The sequence below is a fragment of the Hydrogenophaga flava NBRC 102514 genome (assembly GCF_001571145.1).
Lineage (GTDB): Bacteria > Pseudomonadota > Gammaproteobacteria > Burkholderiales > Burkholderiaceae_C > Hydrogenophaga > Hydrogenophaga flava.
On sequence record NZ_BCTF01000036.1, the window covers coordinates 1 to 21,817 of the forward strand.

17 protein-coding genes and 1 pseudogene are annotated in these 21,817 nt (G+C 66.6%); 1 reads left to right on the plus strand and 17 read right to left on the minus strand.

All coding sequences use genetic code 11. The annotated features are described in order from the left end of the window. From HFL01S_RS24885 to HFL01S_RS22685, 17 genes and pseudogenes are all read right to left on the minus strand, one after another. Positions 1-834, minus strand: a pseudogene (locus HFL01S_RS24885) (IS3 family transposase); the annotation flags it as partial. A 693-nt stretch (positions 835-1,527) separates the two neighbouring features. Then, on the minus strand, positions 1,528-2,907 hold the full coding sequence (locus tag HFL01S_RS25250; RefSeq protein ID WP_157539049.1) for a HipA domain-containing protein: 1,380 nt from the start codon (positions 2,905-2,907) through the stop codon (positions 1,528-1,530). Beyond that, a complete protein-coding gene (locus HFL01S_RS22615) occupies positions 2,904-3,227 on the minus strand; it encodes a helix-turn-helix domain-containing protein (RefSeq protein WP_066263118.1) in 324 nt (107 codons plus the stop codon). The genes HFL01S_RS25250 and HFL01S_RS22615 overlap by 4 nt, the downstream gene beginning before the upstream one ends. A 414-nt stretch (positions 3,228-3,641) precedes the next feature. Further along, positions 3,642-4,424 (minus strand): ABC transporter ATP-binding protein, encoded by a 783-nt coding sequence (locus HFL01S_RS22620; RefSeq protein WP_066263120.1) that lies wholly within the window; start codon positions 4,422-4,424, stop codon positions 3,642-3,644. Beyond that, complete coding sequence (locus tag HFL01S_RS22625) at positions 4,417-5,484, minus strand: FecCD family ABC transporter permease (protein WP_066263122.1); 1,068 nt, start codon at positions 5,482-5,484, stop codon at positions 4,417-4,419. Before HFL01S_RS22625 ends, HFL01S_RS22620 begins: the two co-directional genes overlap by 8 nt. Then, the gene (locus HFL01S_RS22630; protein WP_066263125.1) at positions 5,481-6,587 is read right to left on the minus strand and encodes an ABC transporter substrate-binding protein; all 1,107 of its coding nucleotides are present in this window, start codon (positions 6,585-6,587) and stop codon (positions 5,481-5,483) included. The genes HFL01S_RS22625 and HFL01S_RS22630 overlap by 4 nt, the downstream gene beginning before the upstream one ends. A gap of 3 nt (positions 6,588-6,590) precedes the next feature. After that, the gene (locus tag HFL01S_RS22635; RefSeq protein ID WP_066263207.1) at positions 6,591-7,697 is read right to left on the minus strand and encodes an ABC transporter substrate-binding protein; all 1,107 of its coding nucleotides are present in this window, start codon (positions 7,695-7,697) and stop codon (positions 6,591-6,593) included. A gap of 118 nt (positions 7,698-7,815) precedes the next feature. After that, the gene (locus tag HFL01S_RS22640) at positions 7,816-9,048 is read right to left on the minus strand and encodes an amidohydrolase (protein WP_066263127.1); all 1,233 of its coding nucleotides are present in this window, start codon (positions 9,046-9,048) and stop codon (positions 7,816-7,818) included. Between the two features lie 47 nt (positions 9,049-9,095). Next, on the minus strand, positions 9,096-10,058 hold the full coding sequence (locus HFL01S_RS22645; protein WP_066263129.1) for a porin: 963 nt from the start codon (positions 10,056-10,058) through the stop codon (positions 9,096-9,098). A gap of 188 nt (positions 10,059-10,246) precedes the next feature. Next, positions 10,247-11,713 (minus strand): NAD-dependent succinate-semialdehyde dehydrogenase, encoded by a 1,467-nt coding sequence (locus HFL01S_RS22650; RefSeq protein WP_066263132.1) that lies wholly within the window; start codon positions 11,711-11,713, stop codon positions 10,247-10,249. 42 nt (positions 11,714-11,755) lie between these two features. Continuing rightward, positions 11,756-13,384 carry an ABC transporter ATP-binding protein gene (locus tag HFL01S_RS22655; protein WP_066263134.1) on the minus strand — a complete coding sequence of 543 codons (1,629 nt, stop codon included), beginning with the start codon at positions 13,382-13,384 and terminating at the stop codon, positions 11,756-11,758. Position 13,385: 1 nt separating this feature from the next. Next, entirely contained in the window at positions 13,386-14,261 is an 876-nt protein-coding gene (locus HFL01S_RS22660) for an ABC transporter permease (protein WP_245644899.1), read from the minus strand. An 11-nt stretch (positions 14,262-14,272) separates the two neighbouring features. Further along, the gene (locus HFL01S_RS22665) at positions 14,273-15,229 is read right to left on the minus strand and encodes an ABC transporter permease (RefSeq protein ID WP_066263138.1); all 957 of its coding nucleotides are present in this window, start codon (positions 15,227-15,229) and stop codon (positions 14,273-14,275) included. Positions 15,230-15,245: 16 nt separating this feature from the next. Then, a complete protein-coding gene (locus HFL01S_RS22670; protein ID WP_066263141.1) occupies positions 15,246-16,868 on the minus strand; it encodes an ABC transporter substrate-binding protein in 1,623 nt (540 codons plus the stop codon). A 78-nt stretch (positions 16,869-16,946) separates the two neighbouring features. Then, a complete protein-coding gene (locus HFL01S_RS22675; protein WP_066263143.1) occupies positions 16,947-18,239 on the minus strand; it encodes an NAD(P)/FAD-dependent oxidoreductase in 1,293 nt (430 codons plus the stop codon). Between the two features lie 34 nt (positions 18,240-18,273). Beyond that, positions 18,274-18,939, minus strand: a complete 666-nt coding sequence (locus HFL01S_RS22680) for a haloacid dehalogenase type II (protein ID WP_066263145.1) — start codon at positions 18,937-18,939, stop codon at positions 18,274-18,276. Positions 18,940-19,147: 208 nt separating this feature from the next. After that, positions 19,148-20,632, minus strand: coding sequence for an aldehyde dehydrogenase family protein (locus tag HFL01S_RS22685; RefSeq protein WP_066263148.1), 1,485 nt, complete (start codon positions 20,630-20,632; stop codon positions 19,148-19,150). A gap of 264 nt (positions 20,633-20,896) precedes the next feature. On the opposite strand from HFL01S_RS22685, the gene HFL01S_RS22690 reads away from it, so the two are divergent. Then, positions 20,897-21,793, plus strand: a complete 897-nt coding sequence (locus tag HFL01S_RS22690; RefSeq protein ID WP_066263150.1) for a GNAT family N-acetyltransferase — start codon at positions 20,897-20,899, stop codon at positions 21,791-21,793. The last annotated feature ends 24 nt before the right edge of the window (positions 21,794-21,817 follow it).

The window sequence follows — 21,817 nt, forward strand, 5'->3', positions numbered from 1 at the left end:
AGTGAACAATGACCCGTTGTTCGGGCTTTCGACGCCACACGGCCATCAGCACAGCGTCCAGCGCGAGTTCCCTGCTCAACGAGGGCTTCATGGACCAACCCACCACCTTGCGAGCGTAGAGATCCAACACCACCGCCAGATACAGCCAGCCTTGCCAGGTGCGGATGTAGGTGATGTCCGTGACCCAGACCTTGTTGGGTGCGTCCACCGTGAATTCGCGCTGCAAATGGTTGGGGGCAATGATGGAGGGTCTTCCTGCAATCGAGCGCGGCTTCTTGTAGCCACGCACGGCCTTGATTTTGTGGCGCTGCATGAGCCGTTCCACACGATGCAGGCCACAGTTCTCGCCCGCTTCACGAAGGTCGCCAAAGACACGCCGAGCGCCATAAACACCATGGCTGGCCGCGTAGGAGTGCCGAATGAGCTCCAGCAGCCTGGCGTCGTCCTTGGCCCGCTCGGATAGCGGACACTGCAGCCAGGCATAGAAACCGGCGCGGGCCACCTGTAACACCCTGCACATCAGCGCCAGCGGATATTCATGGCGATGCTCGTTCATGAAGCGGTACTTCACTCGGGCTCCCTGGCAAAGTACCGCGCGGCTTTTTTTAACAGGTCGCGCTCCTCTTCGATACGGCGCATCTGGGCTCGCAGCCGGAGAATTTCGCTCTTGGCCTCCAGCAACTCCTTGGAGTGCTGCTCGGACTTGTCTGGCGCAATGGCTTTGACCCACTTGTACAGACTGTGCGCTGATACACCCAAACGCGCTGCCACATCGGGCACGGTGTAGCCGCGCTCGACGACCTGCTTGACTGCCTCTTCCTTGAATTCCGGTGAAACCTATGGGTGCTCATCGCACGCCCTCCTATGCTCAAAGGATAGGCAGGGGTTGTCTACCGGACCAGGGGCAGTCCAGCCATTGATGCTGCCGCGCTGCTGAGAGAGGATGGCAGCTTAGCGCTTGGCACTGTGAATCCAGCTTCTGTCTGCGACCGAAGGCAATCGCTGGGGACCGGACTACCCACCCCCACTCAACAAAGCTACTCGCCATGTATCTCACATGGTCTGGGGAGATCACTCAGCAGCATACCGATCAAATCCCTGCACTGATTGAGCTGGCGTGCAACTTTGACAAAAGCCTCACCGCTGAAATCCCTCGTTTGAGAATGGCCTACCGTGAAAGCCAGAAAAGCCTCTGTCAGAGAAACCACAGAGAAAAAACCACCGCCCCAAACCCCGCGAAAACACTGAGCCCAGAAAGACAAAAGGCCCCCACTTGCGTGGGAGCCTTGTCTTACTGGCGGTGGACGCAGTCCGCAGCGAACCTGTATCGCGCCTGCAATCGTTTTGGCCGCTCTTTCTCTTGCTCAGAAATTTCTGGTGAGCGCTGGGTTCATTTGGCCGGACACCCATTAAAGAATAAATACGCGCGCACGCCCGCGCGCGCGAAAAAGGGATTCCGCCTTCGGACCCTGCAAGCCCCCACCCTCCTGCCCGACATGCCAGGCCCGGCCTCCTTCGGCTTGGAGCTCATGGCCGCCGGCCGCCCACCAACTCCCGGGCCTTCCGAAGCTGCGCGTTCTCCATGGCAGCTTCAAGTGATGCGATGTCGGTGTTCGTCATGCGCACCGGATACTGCTCTGCCTTCACCTTCCACCGGCTGATGACCTCGACCATCCTCTTGAGGAGCGTGCTTGCCTCGTTCTGAGATATCCCGAATGCCACCGATTGCTTGAGCAGCTGATCCACATCCCATCGCAGGCCCGGCCCCGGGATGTGGGACTGGGCCGGTTGGCATTCGGGCTCCATGGCCGGTCGCAGTGCGGTGGCGGGTGCCAGCTCCCAGCGAGCAAAAGACCGGTACACAAAGCCGAACTTTCCCAGCGACACACGGGCGTTGATCAGTCTCATGAACACCAAGCGCAGCCACAGCTGGCGGGCATCTGCCCCAAAAACTTTGCTGTAGGTCCTCATGACCGCCAGCAGTTCGAGCCAGTCCGGTTCTTCGCCCTCTTCCGCGAGCAACAGGCTTCGGGCGGACAGGTAGGGCTTTCGACCGCCATCAGCGTCCCGATCCAATCGCTGGGTGATCAGTACCGTCGCGCTGCACAGGTTCTTCAGCGCCATGTCCACCACCCGGATACCCGCTTCCCGGGCCAGCTGTCCTAGGAGCATTTCCGCTTTGGCCACCGGGAAGTGATCGGCCACGCTGGGCAGCCGGGCCACCGCCAGCGTTCCCCCATTCTGCTTTTGTGCGTTCTGAACAAAGCAGACCTTGGGACGGGAACCGCCCAGGGCGGTGGCACTGGAGAGCAGGAGCCGGATCTGGCGCTCGTGGGCTTCCCCGCGCTCGAAGGCCGCTACTGCCTCGGCCATGGTGTCCAGGTCTGCGGTGAACGGCAGGTCGAAGCGCCTGCCGGACACGGTCAGTGCCGGGTTCCTGGGCCTGATCCGCAGTGCACCGAGCCGGCAGAGGTCGTGGGTCGCGCACAGGGACGCCAAGGCCCGGGACTCCAGACCTGCGAGGGGATGGGTTGTGAGGGTGGCCTCACCCAGGGACCTTTCAAGGAGGGCTTGTGCAAACCCGTCGGGTTGCGTGTCGGCCAATGCCGCAAAGAAGGGGCTTCCCTGACCCAGGGGACGGGCTCTCCACTGGCCGTGAGGGTGGCAGCGCAGATCGGGTGACGGGCTGAAGAGCAGTTCGCGGCCCAGCCACCGCCGATCAAAAGTGAACTCAGAACACTCGGTGGGTCCGTCCTGGACATGGTGCAGCACGCCCAGAGGCTGCTCGGACTTCCCCATCGTGATGTCCAGGATCTCATCGCTGCGCGGGCCGTAGGCGAGCGTAGGGACTGGCCTTGCCGGCCGAATCGCACCGCCGGCTGTTGGAGTCGTGGTGGTTGCACTCATTCGACGGCCTCGCCTTCTGCGCGGCCCCGGATGCGCTCGGGCAATGCGGCGTCTTGCACCTGCAGGCCGATGGTGTCTTGTGGGGTGTCCAGCAGGGCATTGAACCGGTCGATCATTCCGAAAGCCGCCAAGGCGCCGAGCAGGTGCTGGATGGCAACACCCGCATCGCCCGCCTCCAGGCGCCTCACGGTGCTGACCGATGCGCCGATCTGTTCGGCCATCGCCCGCTGACTCCAGTGGCGCCGCCGCCGGGCCATGGAGATGTTGGCGCCCAGACGCTTGAGCACGCGTTCGTGGGACAAAGAAACTGGTTTCGTCATGGCAGGTCCTCAGTGATGGAACTGCCTCGATTCGACTGTCACGACACCCTGCAAGAGGCGGCTGTTGGTTTTCTGCCAACGAGCGCAGGATCAGATCAGAGCGCTCAAGCCTGACAAGCGATCGAATTTGAACGATCCGCGGTGGACCTGTTTGAAGTCCCCTCGAATTTCTGCGCCGGTCAGAAATTGAGGTTGTGGGACAGATCTGAGTGTTTGCATCAGATTGGCACCCGGACTTGAGCAACCCACATAGGGCTTGTCCCCATCCACCTTGGAGAAGCCTGTGGATATCTCGTGCGCGGATATGTCAAACCCGCGTCTTTGCTGGCCGGGCGGCCCATTGCTGAAAAATCGGGCAGCGGCCGCGGAGCTGCGCCGGGCCACCGAGGTTTGCATGAAGACGAGGAGCCCTCTTCACTGGCGAAACCGCGCCTCTGCCCGCAGCGTGCGAACAAAGGGTTGCCCGTCGAGGTCGTGCCGCACATCCACCGGCACCTGGTACAGGCGCTGGATCAGTTCGGCCGACAGCACCTGCGCCGGCGGACCGAAGGCCAGCAGGCGCCCTTCCCCCAGCACGATCAGCTGGTCTGCAAACTGCGCCGCCAGATTCAGGTCGTGCAGCACCGCCACGCTGATCCAGTCCTGTTGGACGGTCTGTGCCTGCAGGTGCTCCATGAGCTGCATCTGGTGCTTCAGGTCCAGCGCGCTGACGGGCTCGTCCAGCAGCATCAAGCGGGGCTGGCGCAGCAGCACCTGGGCAAACAGCACCATCTGGCGCTGGCCACCGCTGAGCGTGTGCATGGCGCGGTCGGCCAGATGGGCGAGATCGAGCGCCTGCAGCGCACCCAGGGCCGCCGCGAGGTCGTCGTCCGAGAGGCGCATCGACAGGCGCTGCAGCCGGCCGAGCACCACCACCTCCAGCACGCTGAGGTCCAGCTCCAGCTGGGTGTTCTGCGGCATGTAGCCGATGGCCTGGCGCCAGGCGACCAGGGTGCGGGGTACCATCGGTCGCCCGTCCAGGCGCACCTGCCCCTGGGCCAGCGGCAGCTCGCCGAACAGCGCCCGCAGCAGGCTGGTCTTGCCGGTCCCATTGGGTCCGATGATGGCGTGCAGCTGCCCCGGCTGCAGGGTGAGCTTCAGGCCCTCGGCCAGGGTCAGCCCGCCCAGGCGCAGTGTCAGATCGTCCAGCTCAAGCACGGCCGCGGCCCCTTCGGCTCAGCACGAGCCAGATGAAGAACGGCACACCGATCAGCGCCGTGACGATGCCGATGGGAAACAGCGCCCCGGGCACGATGGACTTGGACACCACCGACGCGGACGACAGCATCAGGGCGCCGCACAGCGCCGACAGCGGAATGAGAAACCGCTGGTCCTCGCCCACCAGCATGCGCGCGATGTGGGGTGCGACCAGGCCGATGAAGCCGATGATGCCCACGAAGCTGATGGCGGTGGCGGTCATCAGCGCCACCAGGGCCAGGGTCTTCAGGCGCAGCCGCACCACGTTCACGCCCAGGCTGCGCGCGCGCGCCTCGCCCAGGCGCAGGCAGGTCAGCTGCCAGGCGTCGCGGTGCAGCAGCACGCCGCAGACCAGGGTCACGCCCACGGTGATCCACAGCATGGGCCAGGTGGTGCGCTGGAGGCTGCCGAACAGCCAGAAGAGGATCTGCTGGTTCAGCTCCGGCGAGGACAGGAACTGCACCAGCGACAGCAGGGACTGGAACAGGAACAGCAGCGCAATGCCGGCCAGGATGAGGGTCTGGCTGCCCACGTGGCGCATCAGCGCCAGTCCGAAGAGCAAGCTGGCGGCCAGCATGCAGAAGACGAAGGCGCCAGCCGGGATGGCCAGCAGCGGCGGCAGGCCCAGGCCGCCGCTGACCAGCGCAAGCGCGGCGCCAAAGCCCGCTGCCGCCGCCAGGCCGAGCGTGTAGGGGCTGGCCAGCGGGTTGTCCAGCAAGGTCTGCATCTGCACACCGCCGAGCCCGAGCGCCGCGCCCACCACCAGCGCCATCAGGGCAATGGGCAGGCGCATGTCCATCACGATGGCGCGCGTCATCGGGTCGGCCGCGGCGGGCGCAAGCAGCGTGGCCAGCACCTCGCGCACCCCCAGCAGCGAGGGCCCGGTGGCCACATCGAGCGTGAGGCTGCACAGGATCAGCCCGGCGAACAGTGCCAGGAAGCGCCAGCGGCGGGCCTCGCGGCGGCGCTGTCGTTGCAGCAGCTCGGCCCCCGAGACCGGTGCCACGGTGGTGGCGGTCATTGCGCGCGCAGCATGAAGCTGCCCTGAGGCTGGATGGGCAGGTGGCGGCGGTAAAAGTCTCGGTAGGTGGCCTCCGGATCGATGTCGGTGAACAGCGCCGGGTACATGGCCTTGGCCAGGTACTGCAGCAGCGCCGCATCCAGGATGCTGCGGGTGGCGCCGTGGTAGAGACCGTGCAGGCGGCCATCCTGCATCGCGGGCAGGCCGCTCCAGCCGCTGCGCTGGGCAAAGCCCCTCAGGCGCTGGCGCGCTTCGCCCGCCGGCACGCCAAAGCCGATCTTCATGGCCTCGGGCTGGCTGACGCTTTCATAGCCCGCGATGAACACCACCTGCGGTTTCGAGACCAGCAACTGCTCAGGGTTGATCGGCCCCCAGTCCTTGACGAACGGCGCAGCGATGTTGTCGCCACCGGCCAGATCGACCATGGCGCCCCACATGTTCTTGCCGTAGGTGTAGCTGAGTTCGGCCGGTCCCTTGTCGCCCAGTTCGATGTACACCCGCGGCCGCGGTGCCTTGGCCTTGGCGATGCGCTGCTGGATCGTCTCCACCACCTGGCGGTATTCGTCGGCAATGTGCTGCGCGCGCGCCGTCTCGCCAGTGACCTGTCCAAGTACCTTGGTGCTGGCCAGGTGGCGCTCCAGGGTCTGCGCGTTGTAGTCCACCACCACCACTGGAATGCCGGCGGCTTCCAGCCGGGGAATCTCCGAGGCCAGGGCCTTGAACTGCCAGTCGGCCAGCACCATCACGTCCGGCTTGGTGGCCAGGGCCTTTTCCAGCGAAAAGGTCTGGAACTGCACGCTGCCCACGTCGACCACGTCGCGCAGCGTGGGCCGGGCGGCGACGTACTGTTCCCACACCGCGGGCCGCGACTTGACGAACCAGCCCAGCGACAGGCCGACCAGACGGTCAAAGGCCTTGTCGCCGCCCACGGCAAAGTAGTCCTCAATGTAGAAGCCCAGCAGCACGCGCTTGGCGGGCAGTTCGAGCGTGACCTTGCGGCCCAGCACGTCTTCGATGGTGGTGGGCGTGGCCCAGGCGGCACCGACGGCGCCCAGCGCCAAGGCCGTGGACAGGAGCAGCTGCTTCAACAGGCGGTACGGCATCTTTTACATCCCTTGTGCGAAGCTGCCCTTGGCCTGCACCGGCAGGTAGCGCTTGTAGAAGTTCAGGTAGTTGGCCTGGGGATCGATGTCTTTGAACAGGCTGGGGTACAGGGCCTTGGCCATGAACTGCACCATGGTGTAGTCCAGCACCGAACGCGAGGCCCCCTGGTAGATCCCATACACGCGCTTGTCTCTCACCGCTGGCAGGGCGCTCCAGCCGGGACGCTGGGCGAAGCCTTGCAGGCGCTGCACCGATTGTTCTGGCGCCACGCCCTGCCCCATGAGCATGGAGGCCGTGTTCCTGGTGGACTCGGTGCCGGCGATGAACACCACCTCAGGCTGGGCGGCCAACACCTTCTCCGGGTTCATCGGTCCGTACCACTCGACGAAAGGAGCGGCGATGTTCTCACCCCCGGCCAGCGCACCCAACGGACCCCACATACCCTTGCCGTAGCTGAAGCTGTACTCGGCCGGCCCCTTGTTGCCAAACTCGACATAGAAGCGCGGTTTGGGCAGCTTGGCGGCTGCGATGCGCGACTGCACCTGATCAATGGCGGTCTTGTATTCGTCCGCGATCTTCTGCGCGCGCTTCTGGTCGCCAGCGATCCTGCCCAGCAACAGGGTGCTGGCGTAGTGGTTGGCCGGCAGCTCCATGTTGTAGTCCACCACCACCACGGGCACCCCGGCGTCTTCCAGCCGTTTCACATCTGGGCCCAGGCCCTTGTATTGCCATTCGGCCAACACCACCACATCGGGCTTGAGCACGAGCGCCTTCTCGACGGAGAAGGTCTGCGCCTCGACCTCGCCCACATCGGGCAGTTCCTTGAGCGAGGGCCGGTGGGCGGCGAACAGCGCCCAGTTGGCCGGCCGCCAGCCCTCCCACGCCTCGCGGGAGAGCCCGACCACCTTGTCGAAGGCCTTTTCGCCGCCGATGGCCATGTAGTCCTCGAAATAGAAACCCAGCAGCACGCGCTTGGCGGGCAGGTCGACGCGGACCGATCGGCCCAGTACGTCCTTGACCACCTCGGGGGCGGCGTGGGCGGACGGCAGCCACGCGGCCACCAGCGCTCCCACGACAGACCACTTGCGGATGGATGAAACCCACTGCATGAACACACCTCTTTTCACAGGCCGGGCGATGCCGGCAAAAAGAGGTGATTTTACATGCGAACCACTCTTATTTGCATTTGCAAATGAATTGATTGGGACGCTTCCTGGAGTCCGTGAATCAGGGCCGCGCCTCATGCGCGAGCGCCCGCGCCACCACCTCGCAGAACCAGCGCACCCCCAGGGGCAAGGCGTCGTCGTTGAAGTCGTAGCAGGGGTGGTGCAGCGCGAACGAGTCCCCGGCCGCCAGCCCCTCTCTGCCCTGCCCCAGCCAGAGGTAGGCCCCCGGCCGGCGCTGCAACATGAAGGCGAAGTCTTCCGAGGTGAACGCCGCGCGCGGTGCCATCCCGGCCAGCAAGCCCGCGGCCTGCGCCGCTTCCAGCGCCACGGCGGCTTCGGCTGCGGTGTTGACCGTGGCGGGGTAGTAGCGCCGGTAGTCCACCTCCACCACCGTGCCGCTCGCCAGCGCCATGCCCTGTGCGGCGTCGCGCAGCGCGGCCTCGATGCGGTCCTGGGTGTCGGCATCGAAACTGCGCACCGTGCCGGTGATGCTCACCTCGGCAGGCAGCACGTTGTGGCTGTGGCCGCCCTCGATGCGGGTGACCGAGAGCACGGCCGACTCGTTCGGATCGATGCGCCGGGACACGATGGTGTTGAGCTGCACCACCAGTTGGCTGGCCGCCAGCAGCGCATCGGGTGTGTGGTGCGGTTGCGCGGCGTGACCGCCCTTGCCGCGCACCGTGATGTCGAAGCGGTCGGCCGCCGCCATGATGGGGCCAGGTCGCGTCTGTGCATGGCCTAGGGGCAGGTCGGGCCAGTTGTGCAGGGCATAGACGCTGTCGCAGGGGAAGCGCTCGAACAGCCCCTCATCGATCATGCGGGCTGCGCCAGCCTGCCCTTCTTCGGCGGGCTGGAAGATGAAATGCACGGTCCCGGTCAGCCCCAGGGACCGGTGCGTGCGGACCAGCTGCCGGGCCGCGCCGATGAGCATCGCGGTGTGCCCGTCATGGCCACAGCCATGGTGTTTGCCCGCATGCTGGCTGGCGTGGGGCCGCTGCCCGAGCTCCACCAACGGCAGGGCATCCATGTCGGCGCGCAGGCCGACGCTGCGCACACGCGGGCCATCGGCCCGCGCAGCGCCCGGCTCGCCACAGCGCAGGGTTCCGACCACGCCGGTGCCCCCCACGCCTTCGCTCACCTCCAGGCCCAGCAGGCGCAGGGCCTGTGCCACGATGCCGGCGGTGCGGCGCTCCTCGTAGGCCAGTTCGGGGTGGGCGTGCAGGTCGCGCCGCAGCGCGACCAGGTCCGGCAGCAGGTCCCCGACCGGGGAGGCATGGTTTGGCAAGAGGGACATGGTGCTACCCGTTTGTGTTGGAGAACCCGCTGCGCGCCGAGACAGGCTCAGAAGTTGTGGGTCAGGCCCACGCCATAGACCTGCTTGGTGCCGTCGGTGATGTAGCGCTTGGACGCCACGTCAACGTAGACGCTGGTGCGCTTGGACAGCGCGTAGTTCGCACCGACGGACACCACACGCTGCTTCTTGACACCGTCCACATCGGCGCTGCCCCAACCGGCCTTCAGCGTCGTGGCACCCAGCGCATACGTGGCGCCCAGCGTCGTCACCTTGGCTTCGGAGCCGGCAGCCGACTCGCTGACGTTGTACATGCCCATCAGCGTCAGGTCGGCGAAGCGGCTGCGCAGGCCCAGCGAGGTTTCCTTGGCACCAGCGCTGTTCTTGCCGGCACCCAGCATGGCGCGCGTGCGGCCGTCGTTGTAGACCAGCGCACCGGCGCGCGTGGTGCCGACGGCGTCAGCCGGCTTCTCGGGCGAGTAGCTCAGGTGCGCAGAGAAGTTGGCGAACTTGGCGGAGTCGTAGAACACGGCGTTGGCCACGCGGCCGGAGCCACCGCCGGCCGGATCGGCCGAGTAGTTCCAGTGCCACAGGTCCCAGGCCGGGGATGCGATGCGGCTGAAGTTGTCCCAGGCGTCAAAAGCCCAGTCGTTGCTCTGGATCGCATCGACCGCGCGGCCCAGGCGCAGGGCGCCGAACCCACCCTTGAGGCCGACGGTGGTCTCGCCGTGCCAGGCAGGCTTGGTGCCCGCCCCTTCGAGTGCGCCCGTGTCCACGTCCAGGCGCTGGCGCAGCTTGAAGGTAGCCGTCAAACCACCGCCGAGGTCTTCTGTGCCATCGAACTGGAGGTGGCTGCGCTTGATGGTGCCGAGGTTGGTCATCGATGCCTTGTCGCGGAACACGCCGACGTCGAGGCTGCCGCTGATGGTGACACCCGACTGGGCGATGGCTGCGCCACTGGCCAGCACGAGCGCCGTTGGAAGAAGGTGGCGAAGGTTGGTGGAGAGTTTCATTTGTTCCTCAGGTTGTAGCTTTTGATCACCCCTCGGGAACATCCTTCGGGGCCGGGTCATTGAAGCACCGTCGAACAAATTTCCCGTTTCAAACTGGGGGCCTGCAACAGCACAGCTGGTGTTTGTGAGGCCCGCAAAAAAACATTCTTCGGCAGAAAAAACCGAGGGCCTTTCGGCCCCCGGGAAATTCAGTCCAGCTGCCCCTGGCACAGGTACTTGATGTGCGTGTAGTCGTCCAGACCATGCGTGGAACCCTCGCGGCCGAAGCCCGATTCCTTCACGCCGCCGAAGGGCGCTGCCTCCGACGCGAGCGCACCTTCGTTGATGCCGACGATGCCGGTTTCCAGCGCCTCGGCCACGCGCCAGATGCGCCGCACGTCCTGGCTGTAGAAGTACGCGGCCAGACCGAAAGGCGTGTCGTTGGCCTGCGCCACCACGGTCGCCTCGTCGTCGAACACCGCCATCGCCGCGACCGGGCCGAAGGTTTCTTCGCACGAGCAGGCCATGTGCGGACTGACCCCCATGAGCACGGTGGGCGCGTAGTAGTTCGGACCCAGCGCCGTCAGGCGCTTGCCGCCAATGAGCAGCTGCGCGCCTTGTGCCACGGCGTCCTGCACATGGCGCTCGATCTTGTCCACTGCGCGGGCGTTGATCATGGGGCCGATCTGCGACGCCGGGTCGCTGGCCGGACCGACCTTGAGGGCCTCCACGCGGGCGCATAGCTTCTGGGCGAACTGCTCCTGCACCTTGCGGTGCACGAACAGCCGGTTGGGGCTGACGCAGGTCTGCCCGCCGTTGCGGAACTTCGCCGCCATCACACCGTCCACCGCGGCGTCCAGATCGGCGTCCTCGAAGACGATAAAGGGCGCGTTGCCGCCGAGCTCCAGCGACAACTTCTTGAGCGTGTCCGCGCTGCGCCGCGCCAGGTGCTTGCCGACCGCGGTGGAGCCGGTGAAGGTGATCTTGCGCACACGGCTGTCGTCCAGCCACAGGTCCACCACCTCCGGCGTCTTCTCGCGCGAGGCGGTGACGATGTTCAGCACGCCCGGGGGCACCCCGGCCTCGTTCGCCAGATGCACCAGGGCCAGCGAGGTCAACGGGGTGTCCTCGGCGGGCTTGCAGACCACGGTGCACCCGGCGGCCAGCGCGGGCGCGATCTTGCGGGCGATCATTGCGGCCGGAAAGTTCCACGGCGTGATGGCGGCCACCACGCCGATGGCCTCCTTCAGCACGAACACCTTGCGGCCGCTGACGTGCGCGGGAATGACCTCGCCGTTCAGCCGCGTGGCTTCTTCGCCGAACCACTCGATGTAGCTGGCGGCGTAGGCGACTTCGCCCTTGCCCTCGGCCAGTGGCTTGCCCTGCTCGCGCGAGATGAGCTTGCCCAGGTCGTCCTGTTGCGCCATGACCAGGTCGTTCCAGCGCTTGATGATCGCGGCCCGCTGCTTGGCCGGCACCTTCTTCCAGCTGGCAAACGCCTGGTGGGCGGCGTCCAGCGCCGCGGCGGCCTCGGCCGCGCCCGAGTCGGGCACGCGGGTGATCAGCTCGCCGGTGGCGGGATCGGTGACGTCCAGTGTGGCCGCGGTAGAAGACCACTGGCCGGCGATGAAGTTGGCGCTGCGGACCAGGTCCGCGCGTTGAAGGGTCAGAGACATGACAGTGAAAGAAGAAAGGAGGAAAGAGACAAGGCCGGCGGTTCAGGCCGCCACGGCCGCCGCAGACATGGCGGCATCGCGCTCGTCCAGCCAGCCCTGGCGCATCTCGGGCACCGACGCCTCCAGCAGTTCGTAGTACGGGTGGTGGGGACCGTGGTCGAAGTCGGCCCGCGCCACCTGGTCGAGCTTGCGGCCGTGCTGCATGACGATGATCTCGTCGCACACCGATTTCACGGTGTGCAGGTCGTGGCTGATGAACAGGTAGGACACGCCCAGCTCGCGCCGCAGGTCGGCCATCAGTTCCAGCACCGCCGCACCCACCACGGTGTCCAGGGCCGAGGTCACCTCGTCGCAGAGGATCAGCTCGGGCTCGGCGGCCAGGGCGCGGGCCAAGTTGACGCGCTGCTTCTGCCCACCCGACAGCCCGCCCGGCAGGCGCTGCGCCACGCCACGCGGCAGCCGCACCAGGTCCAGCAGCTCGTGGATGCGCTTGTCCAGCGCCGGGCCCTTGAGACCCTTGTAGAACTGCAGGGGCCGCGCGATGATGCGTTCGATGGTCTGGGACGGGTTGAGCGCCGTGTCGGCCATCTGGAACACGATCTGGATCTGCCGCAGCTCTTCCTTGCTGCGCTGGCGCACCACGGGTCTGAGCGCGCGGCCTTTGAACAGGATGTTGCCGCGGCAGGGTGCGATCAGACCGGCCACAGCGCGGGCCAGCGTGGTCTTGCCCGAACCCGACTCGCCAATGACCCCGATGGCCTGGCCCTTGTAGAGCTTGAAGTTGATGTCTTCCAGGATCAGGGATGCGGGCTGACCCTGGGCGTTGAGCGCGCCGTAACCGGCCGACAGCTGGTTGACCTCCAGCAGAAGTTCGCCCTTGTGCAGGTCGGTGGCCAGGGGCGCGGGGCGCGCGGCCGCCAGCAGGCTGCGGGTGTACTCGTGCGCGGGTTCGGACAGGATGCGCCCGGTGGTGTTGAGCTCCTGCGCCAGGCCGTTTCGCAGCACCAGGATGTGGTCCGCCATCTGGGCCACCACCGCGAGGTCGTGGCTCACGTACACCGCCGTCGCGTTGCGCTCGCGCACCACGCGGCGGAAGGCGCGCAGCACCTCGATCTGCGTGGTCACGTCCAGCGCTGTGGTGGGCTCGTCCAGGATCACCAGATCGGGGTCCGTGATGAGCGCCATCGCGGCCATCAGGCGCTGCAGCTGACCGCCAGAGACCTGGTGCGGGTAACGCTGACCGATGGTCTCGGGGTTGGGCAGGGCCAGCTCGCGGAACAGCTGCACGGCCTTGACTTCCGCATCGTGGCGCGAGAGCGTGCCGTGGATGCGCGTGGGCTCAATCACCTGGTCCATGATGGTGCGGGACGGGTCGAACGACGCGGCCGCGCTCTGCGCGATGTAGGAGACCGTGCGGCCCCGCAACGCCCGCAGCGCGCCCGCGCCCAGCGAGAGCACGTCCGTCTCGCCGATGCGCACGCTGCCGCCGCTGATCTGGCAGCCGCGGCGCGCATGCCCCATCAGCGCCAGCGCGGTGGTGGTCTTGCCGGAACCCGACTCGCCGATCAGCGCCAGCACCTCGCCGGGGCGGATGGTGAAGCTCAGCGCATCGACCAGTGTGGCATCGCCGGCCCGGATGGTGAGTTTGTCTACAACGACCAGTGAGCCCATGTCAGCGCCCTCCCCGTTCGCGGGCCGCACGGCCCGGCAGATTGTCGATGACCAGATTGACGGCGATCGTCAGGCTGGCGATGGCGATGGAGGGCGCGATAACCGCGGCCCCAGCGTCGGGCAGTGCCTCGATGTTCTCGCGCACCAGCGAGCCCCAGTCGGCCTCCGGCGGCTGGATGCCCAGCCCCAGGAAGCTCATGCTGGCCAGCAGCAGCACCACGTAGACGAAGCGCAACCCGAAATCGGCCAGCATGGGGCCGGTGATGTTGGGCAGGATCTCGTTCAGCATCACGTAAAACGTGCCTTCGCCGCGCGTACGGGCCACGGTCACGTAGTCCATCGCGTTGATGTTGACGGCCAGCGAGCGCGCAATCCGGTAGGAGCCCGGCGTGTAGATGATGCCCGCCATGACGATGAGCATGGCCACCGACGAACCGAAGCTGGCCACCATCAGCAGCGCGAACATCTTGCTGGGGATTGCGGTCAGCGTGTCCAGCACGCGGCTGAGCACGCTGTCGGTCCAGCGCCCGGTGGCCGCCGCCAGCAGGGCCAGCAGCGTGCCTGTGCCGCTGGCCAGCACCGTGGCCACGAAGGCCACGCCCACGGTGTAGCGGGCACCTTCGATGACCCGCGCCAGCATGTCGCGCCCAAGGTAGTCGGTGCCCAGCCAGTGCGCGGCGCTGATGGGTGCGAACACGTCGCCGCCATCGGCGGCGCCGGTTTGCGACAGCAGCGACGGCCCGAAGGCCGCGGCGCCGGCCCAGAACAGCACAACGGCCAGACCGATCCAGCCGGTGGGTCCGAAGTGGGCCAGGCGCCGGTACCAGCGGGGCCGGGCCGGTCTGTTCTGGCCGCCGCCCTGAATGGCGTTGCTCATGGCGAAGTCCTTCATGCGTGCCTCAGACGGGGGTTGGCCACGATGCCGCACACGTCAGCGAGCGTGACCAGGAACAGGTAACCGGCGCAGAACAGCATGGTGCAGGCCTGCACCAGCGGAATGTCGCGCTGGGCCACGCCTTCCACCATCAGCTTGGCGATGCCGGGGTAGTTGAAGATGGTCTCGACGATGATCACGCCGCCCAGCAGGTACGACAGGCTCAGCGCCACCGCGTTGGCGATCGGCCCCACGGCGTTGGGCAGCGCGTGCGCGAGCACGGTGCGCATCGGCGAGGCGCCCTTGAGGCGCACCATCTCGATGTAGGGTGCCTCCAGCTGGTCGATCACCGCGGCGCGCGTCATGCGCATCATCTGCGCCACGATCACGCAGGTCAGCGTCACCACCGGCATGGCAAAGGCGCGCAGCATCTGGCCCAGGGACTCGATGTCGCTGGCGTAAGACAGCGCCGGCAGCCAGCGCAGCTGCACCGCGAACACCAGCACCGCCAGGGTGGCCACCAGGAACTCGGGCACCGAGACCACGGTGACGGCGGCGGTAGACATGGCACGGTCGAACCAGGAGCCGCGCCACACCGCCGCCGAGATACCCAACGTCAGCGCGATCGGAACCGAGAACAGCGCAGTCACCGCCGCCAGCAGCAGCGAATTGGGCAGTCGGCTGGCGATGAGGTCCACCACCGGCACCCGGGCTGCAGCCGAGAGACCCAGGTCGCCCTGGGCAAGCCCGCCAAGCCAGCGCAGGTAGCGCTCGTGCGCCGGCCGGTCCAGGCCCATCTGGGTGCGCAGTTCGGCCAGCACCTCGGGTGTGGCCTCCTGACCCAGCATTTCCTGCGCCGCATCGCCCGGCAGCACGGAGGTGATGGCAAACACCACCACCGACACCGCCAGCAGCGACAGCAGCGCCAGCCCGATGCGCTGCGCGACCAGTTTGAACAAGATGCCGTTCATGGCCTTGTTGTCCGCTTCAGGCGTCGAGCCACACGTGCTCGGCGAACGAGGTGCCCATCATCCCGCCAATCGGGATCGGCGACAGGCCTTTGAGCTTCTTGGTGTGGCCATCCAGGCTGGAGTTGAAGCACGGGATGCCGATGCCCCCATCCTGGTGGATCATCACCTGCATGTCGGCGTACATCTGGGTGCGCTTGGCCAGGTCGGTCTCACCACGCGCGGCCACCAGCAGCTGGTCGAACTTCTCGTTCTTCCAGCCCGCCTCGTTCCACGGTGCATCAGACTTGAAGAACAGGGTCAGGGCCAGATCGGCACTGGGACGGGAGTTGATGTTGCCGAAGCCCACCGGGTGCTTCATCCAGTGCGAAGACCAGTAGCCGTCGGCTGGCATGCGGCGCACGTCCAGGTTCAGACCGATCTGCTTGGCGGCGTACTGCATGACCAGCGCCGTTTCGACCGAGTTGGTCGCGGCCGGGGAGGCCACCACCGGGATAGGGGTGCTGCCCAGGTTGGCTTTCTGCAGGTGCCACTTGGCCTTCTCGGGGTCGTAGGGCCGCTGCGGCAGGCCCTTGAAGAAGAAGCGGTTGTTCGGGGCGATCGGCTGGTCGTTGGCCACCATCCCGCGGCCGGCCTGGATGTTCTTGAGCAGCTGCTCGCGGTTGAACAGGTGTTTCATGGCCAGCACGAAGTCGGGGTTGGTCCCCGGGCCGCCGTCGCGCCGCATGATGAGGTTGGTGTAGTTAGTGGCCTTGGTCTCGAAGATCGTGTGGGAGCCACTGTCCAGCACACGGTTGAGCGAGCGCGGCGACACAGCCGCCACCAGGTCCAGCTGGCCGGACAGCAGCGCATTGACGCGCGCTGACTCGTCGGAAATGCCCACGAGCTCGATTTCGTCCAGATAGGGCCGGTTGGGCTTCCAGTAGCTGTCATTGCGGACCGCGATCGAACGCTCGCCCGGCTTGAACTCCTTGAGCTTGAAGGGGCCAGTGCCGATGCCGGCAGCGAAGTTGGTGGTGCCGTCCGGAACAATGTGGAAATGGTAGGTGCCCAGGATCACGGGCAGGTCGGCGTTCGGCGCGGTCAGGCGGAAGGTCACCTCGTTGGGGCCGGTGGCGGTCACCGACTCGAATTGGTCGGCCAACACCTTGGCCCGCGATCCGGTCGCCGGGTCTTTGTGCCGCATCATGGAGAACACCACGTCGGCCGGCGTCAGCGGCTTGCCATTGTGGAAGCTCACGCCCTTGCGCAGCTTGAACACCCAGGTCTGGGCGTCTTTGGTGCTGAACTCCTCGGCCAGCTGCGGTTGCGGCGTCAGGCTGCCGTCCAGCACGGTCAGGCCGTTGTAGAACATGAAGCCACGGCAATAGTCGATGTGGCCGGACTGACGAGCCGGGTCCAGCGTGTCGTTCACGCCCGAGGACAAGCTGGCCACCTTGATGCGGCCTCCCTTTTTCGGCGTCTGCGCATGGGCCGTGGTGGCCAGCGACGCGATGCTGCCCGCCAGCGTGGCCTGCATGCCTCCAGCCGCCAGCATGGCCAGCACGTCGCGGCGCGAAGCGCCACGACGCAGCGAGTCCATCATGCGGATGCTCTCTTCGGGACCGACAAGTTCCCGAAACTGTTTCTGGTTATTGCTCATGGTTGCTCCTCGTTTGAAAAGTGGCGGTTGCCGGGTGGGGTTCAGGGAAATCGTTCGGGCCCGAAGGCCGTTTCAGCGTCAGGCCAGCCGGTCCTTCAACCGGAAGTACAGGCCCACGGCGGGCAGGAACCAGGGGGGGCCGATGTGGCCGGGAATGGCCGGCCAGGAGCGTCCCCTCCAGGGGTTGGCGTTTTCGTTGCCGGCCATCACCTCGGCCATGCGCTGGCCCATCAGCACCGACATCTGCGTGCCGTGGCCGCTGTAGCCCAGCGAATAGAACAAGCCGTCGTGCTCGCCCGCATGGGGAAGGCGGTCCTGCGTCACATCCACCAGCCCGCCCCAGCAATAGTCCAGCCGGACGGGGCCCAGCTGGGGAAAAGTCTCGGCCAGACCTTGGCGCAGCACTTCGCCACTGGCGGCGTCGGAGGTGGGGTTGGAGATGGCAAAGCGCGCGCGGCCGCCGAACACCAGCCGGTGGTCCTGGGTGAGGCGGAAGTAGTGGTGGATGTTGGCGATGGTGGTGTAGGTGCGCCGATGGGCGAGCAAGGCGCGTGCCCGCTCGGCGCCCAAGGGCTCGGTCACCACGATGAAGCTGCCGATGGGCACGATGCGCCGACGCAGCCAGCCGAAGCTGCCGTAGCCGCCGTGGCGCGAAGCCCCGGTGGCCAGCAGCACCTGGTTGGCCCGCACCACTCCGCGCTCGGTGTGCAGTCGGTGCACCTGTCCCTGCACCCGCTCCACGCGGTTGACCCGGGTGCCGGTGTGGATCTGGGCACCCTGGCGCAGTGCCGCCTGAGCCAGGCCCTGGGCGAAGCGCCCCATGTGCATCTGCGCGCTGCGCGGGTAGAGCAGACCGCCCACGAAGCGCTCGCTCTGCACCTCCGAACGCACCTCGTCGGCGTCCAGCACCCGCACATCCGGGTCCACACCGTCGGCCACCAGCCGCTCGGCGCTGCGATGCAGCGCATCCACCTGGTAGGTCTTGGTGGCCAGCTTGAGTTTGCCGTGACGCAGGAAGTCGCAGTCGATGCCCTCCTGCTGCACCAGTTGCTCGACCGCATCGACGGCGCCGTTGTAGGCGTGGTACCAGGCGCGCGCCTTCTCGACGCCCACCTTGGCGGCCACCTCGGCGTAATCCACTGCCAAGCCGTTGTTCACATGGCCACCGTTGCGGCCCGACGCCTCAGGCGCCACCGTGGCGCCGGCTTCGAACACCGCCACCGAGGCGCCACGCCTCGCCAGCTGGAGGGCGGCAGATAGCCCCGTGAAGCCGCCGCCGACGATGGCCACGTCGACCTGTGCAGGCAAGGCATGCGCCGAGGTCACAGGGGCCGCCAGCAGCGAGTCGTTCCAGTAGGAGTCGAGCTTCATGATGCAGTGGGGCGTTGGGTTGCGCGCAAGGGAATCAAAGACCAACCACGCCGGGCAGGCCGCCAATGTCCTGGATCTCGGTGTAGTTGTACGCCGGGCAACCCGGGCCGTGGCCCCGGTTCACAAACACCTTGTGCCTGATGCCGATGTCGTCGGCCGACATCAGGTCGTAGCGCAAGCTCGACGACACATGCAGCACGTCTTCAGGGTTGCAGCCCAGCGAGTCGAGCATGTACTCGAAGGCCTGCAGACGCGGCTTGTAGGCCTGGGCCTGCTGCGCCGTGTAAACACGGTGGAACGGCGCGCCCAGCATCGCAACGTTCTTCTGGATCTGGCAGTCCATGGCGTTGGAGATGATGACCAGCGGAATCTCCTTGGCCACCTTGGCCAGCCCGGCCGGCACGTCGGCGTGCGGGTCCCAGGTGGGCACGGCGTCGTAGTAGGTCTGGCCGTCGGTGTCGAAGTACTGGATCTTCCACTTCTTGCACAGGCGGCGCACCGCGTTCTTGAGCACCACGTCGTACGGCTGCCAGGCGCCCAGCACCTCGTCGAAGCGGTAGGCGGTGAAATCGGCGATGAACTGTTCCATCTGCTCGGGACGGATGCGGTCGGCAAAGAGCTCGCGCGTCAGCTCGCCCATGCGGAAACGGGTGAGCGTGCCGTAGCAGTCGAAAGTGATGTACTTGGGGCGAAAGATCATTGTCTCGGTTCCTTGAAAAATCGGTTGCCGACCGTCGCGGGTCGCATTCTCAACAGGCTGTCTGCGACAGGGTGATGACGGAGTGATTGGAGCATTCAGAAACGCAAGCTGCGTTGGGAAATGGGGTGGTCCGACGCGACAAAGTTGCGCATTTCATGGGGCTGCTCAGCATCTCGTGTGGTTGGCACTTCATGGGTGCGGACACCCTTCATTGGTGCGTCGCAGCAAAGTCCATCAGCACGCTTTTGAAGCGCAGATTGGCCTCCACCGCCTGACGCCCCAGGTCCTTGCCGATGCCCGACTGGTGGTAACCCCCGGTGGGGATCACGAAGTCGTCGCTGCGGCCATAGCGGTTGATCCACACCGTGCCGGTCGACAGGCCGCGCATGGCGCGCATGGCGCGGCCGATGTCGGCCGTGTACACGCCCGCGGCCAGCCCGTAGTGTTCGTGCGAAGCCAGGACCAGGCCCTCTTCTTCGGTGTCGAAGGTCTGCACGGTCAGCACGGGGCCGAAGATTTCTTCCTGCACCGCTGGATTGCTGGCCGTCACCCCATCGATCAGCGTGGGCTGGAAATACGCCCCGCCCGGGCCGCCGTCGAACAGGCCACCACCACAGCGCAGCTGAGCGCCTTCGCCTTGCGCCCGCCCGACGATGTCCAGCATGCGCGCGGCCTGCTGGGCCGAGATGATTGGCGGCAGCGTCGCCTGGTCGTCCCAGGTGGCGCCGGGCCGCAGCGCGGCAAAGCGCTGCGCGATCCCATCGATCAGTTCTTCGGCGATGCCGCGCTGCACGATCAGGCGCGAACCCGCCACACACACCTGGCCCGCGTTGCCCGTAATGGCGCGGGCCACGATGCCCGCCACGCGGTCCACGTCGGGCACGTCGTCGAACACCAGCTGCGGGCTCTTGCCGCCCAGTTCCAGCGTCACCGGCTTGGGCCCCTGCAGGGCGCAGCTGGCCATGATGGCAGCGCCGGTGCGCGTGGAACCGGTGAAGGTCATCTTGCTGATCAGCGGGTGCCGCGTGAGCGCGTCGCCCGTCGTGCGGCCATCGCCCTGCACGATGTTGAAGATGCCGGCAGGTACACCGGCCTCGATGGCCAGCTCGGCCAGACGGATGACCGAAAAAGGCGTCATCTCCGACGGCTTGAGCACCACCGCATTGCCGGCCGCCAGCGCGGCACCGACCTTCCACGACACCATGACCAGCGGGAAATTCCACGGCGTGATCGCACCGATCACGCCATAGGGCTCGGCCACCACCATGCCAAGGTGGTCGTGTCGCGTGGCGGCCACTTCGCCGCCCAGCTTGTCGGCGTATTCAGAAAAGAAGCGCAAGCCCTCGGCGGTGAAGGGCACATCCCATGCCGCAGCATCGCGCACCGGGCGGGTGGAGCACACGGCCTCCAGCACCGACAGGCGCTGCACATCGGCCTCGATCAGGTCGGCCCAGCGGCGCAGCACCCGGGCCCGCTCGCGCGGCGCCCGGCGCGCCCAGTCGCTGTGGCGCCAGGCCTGCCAGGCGTTCTGCACGGCGGCGTCCACGGTGCTGGCATCGGCCAGCGGCAGGCCGGCGTGCACCTGGCCGTCGGAGGGGCGCAGCACGTTCAGCTGCGCGGTGTCGGGCACCACACGTCCACCGATGAAGTGGGCGCTCTGGACGGCGACGGCATGGGGGTCAAAGATCTGCATGGGGCATATGAAGAATGGGGAAAACAAACACCGGGAACACCCTCCACAGACAGAAGCGCACACCGGCGAAACCTGTCGTCGATGCTAGGCAGTAAGCCCCAGCATTTGTCGCCATTCGTGGGCCGCTCGCAGCAGCGAATTGCAAAAACCGGAAGCCTCACAGCGCAAGCTTGCGAATTGCTCCAGACCCCCTTTTCGCACTGGCGAAGCGGCACGATGTCGTCCAAGATATCGCCCAAATCACTGACCCGAAGGTTGACTCCCATGCTGATGAAGAACCCCTTTCCTACCCTGGAGGGCGCCGGCCCGGCCGAGGATGGCGTGCTGATCCGCCCCATGACCGAGGACGATCTGCCGCACGCCCACGCGCTCTCCGCGGAGCTGCGCTGGCCCCACCGCCTCACCGACTGGGAGCAGGTGTTTGCGCTCTCCGAAGGGCTGGTGGCCGAACGCGACGGCAAGATCATCGCCACCGCTCTGCGCTGGCGCTGGGGCACAAAGGCCGCAACCGTGGGCCTGATCATCGTCGCGCCCGCCTGCCAGGGACGCCGCATCGGCAACCGCCTGCTCACCACCCTGCTCGATGGGCTGGACGGGCACTCCGTGCTGCTGCAGGCCACGGCGGAGGGCCGCGGCCTCTATGAGCGGCTGGGATTCGTGCGCATTGGTGAAGTCCGCCAGCACCAGGGTGTGGCGCAACCAGCGCCGCTTATCGCTCTGCCCGACGGCTGGCGGCTGCGGCCGGTGGGCCAGAACGAGGCACAGGCCTTGCACAAGCTCGATGCCGATGCCCGGGGCATGCCGCGCCCCGAGCTGATCGACAGCCTGCTGGCCCAGGCCGAGGCCTGCGTGGTGCTGGACCACGACGGCACGCAGCAGGGCTTTGCCATCCTGCGCCGCTTCGGTCGGGGCCATGTGATCGGCCCGGTGGTGGCCCCCGACGCGGAGAGCGCCAAGGCCTTGATCGCCCACCTCGCAGGCACCAACGCCGGGCGCTTCACGCGCATCGACATCGACTTCGACTCCGGTCTGGCCGAGTGGCTGGAGAGCTTCGGTCTGCTGCGCGTGGACGCCGCCACTACCATGGTTCGCGGCGCGCCGCTGCGGCACCCCGAGGGCGCGCCACGGCTGTTTGCCATCGTGACGCAGGCGCTCTGCTGAACGACCGCCGACCCCAATGCCCTG

What these genes read in the sequence shown, in the direction of transcription:
- HFL01S_RS25250 (WP_157539049.1), bottom strand. Translation starts at nt 2,907, where the DNA reads ATGAGTGCAACCACCACGACTCCAACAGCCGGCGGTGCGATTCGGCCG.
- HFL01S_RS22615 (WP_066263118.1), bottom strand. Translation starts at nt 3,227, where the DNA reads ATGACGAAACCAGTTTCTTTGTCCCACGAACGCGTGCTCAAGCGTCTG.
- HFL01S_RS22625 (WP_066263122.1), bottom strand. Translation starts at nt 5,484, where the DNA reads ATGACCGCCACCACCGTGGCACCGGTCTCGGGGGCCGAGCTGCTGCAA.
- HFL01S_RS22630 (WP_066263125.1), bottom strand. Translation starts at nt 6,587, where the DNA reads ATGCCGTACCGCCTGTTGAAGCAGCTGCTCCTGTCCACGGCCTTGGCG.
- HFL01S_RS22635 (WP_066263207.1), bottom strand. Translation starts at nt 7,697, where the DNA reads ATGCAGTGGGTTTCATCCATCCGCAAGTGGTCTGTCGTGGGAGCGCTG.
- HFL01S_RS22640 (WP_066263127.1), bottom strand. Translation starts at nt 9,048, where the DNA reads ATGTCCCTCTTGCCAAACCATGCCTCCCCGGTCGGGGACCTGCTGCCG.
- HFL01S_RS22645 (WP_066263129.1), bottom strand. Translation starts at nt 10,058, where the DNA reads ATGAAACTCTCCACCAACCTTCGCCACCTTCTTCCAACGGCGCTCGTG.
- HFL01S_RS22650 (WP_066263132.1), bottom strand. Translation starts at nt 11,713, where the DNA reads ATGTCTCTGACCCTTCAACGCGCGGACCTGGTCCGCAGCGCCAACTTC.
- HFL01S_RS22655 (WP_066263134.1), bottom strand. Translation starts at nt 13,384, where the DNA reads ATGGGCTCACTGGTCGTTGTAGACAAACTCACCATCCGGGCCGGCGAT.
- HFL01S_RS22660 (WP_245644899.1), bottom strand. Translation starts at nt 14,261, where the DNA reads ATGAGCAACGCCATTCAGGGCGGCGGCCAGAACAGACCGGCCCGGCCC.
- HFL01S_RS22665 (WP_066263138.1), bottom strand. Translation starts at nt 15,229, where the DNA reads ATGAACGGCATCTTGTTCAAACTGGTCGCGCAGCGCATCGGGCTGGCG.
- HFL01S_RS22670 (WP_066263141.1), bottom strand. Translation starts at nt 16,868, where the DNA reads ATGAGCAATAACCAGAAACAGTTTCGGGAACTTGTCGGTCCCGAAGAG.
- HFL01S_RS22675 (WP_066263143.1), bottom strand. Translation starts at nt 18,239, where the DNA reads ATGAAGCTCGACTCCTACTGGAACGACTCGCTGCTGGCGGCCCCTGTG.
- HFL01S_RS22680 (WP_066263145.1), bottom strand. Translation starts at nt 18,939, where the DNA reads ATGATCTTTCGCCCCAAGTACATCACTTTCGACTGCTACGGCACGCTC.
- HFL01S_RS22685 (WP_066263148.1), bottom strand. Translation starts at nt 20,632, where the DNA reads ATGCAGATCTTTGACCCCCATGCCGTCGCCGTCCAGAGCGCCCACTTC.
- HFL01S_RS22690 (WP_066263150.1), top strand. Translation starts at nt 20,897, where the DNA reads ATGCTGATGAAGAACCCCTTTCCTACCCTGGAGGGCGCCGGCCCGGCC.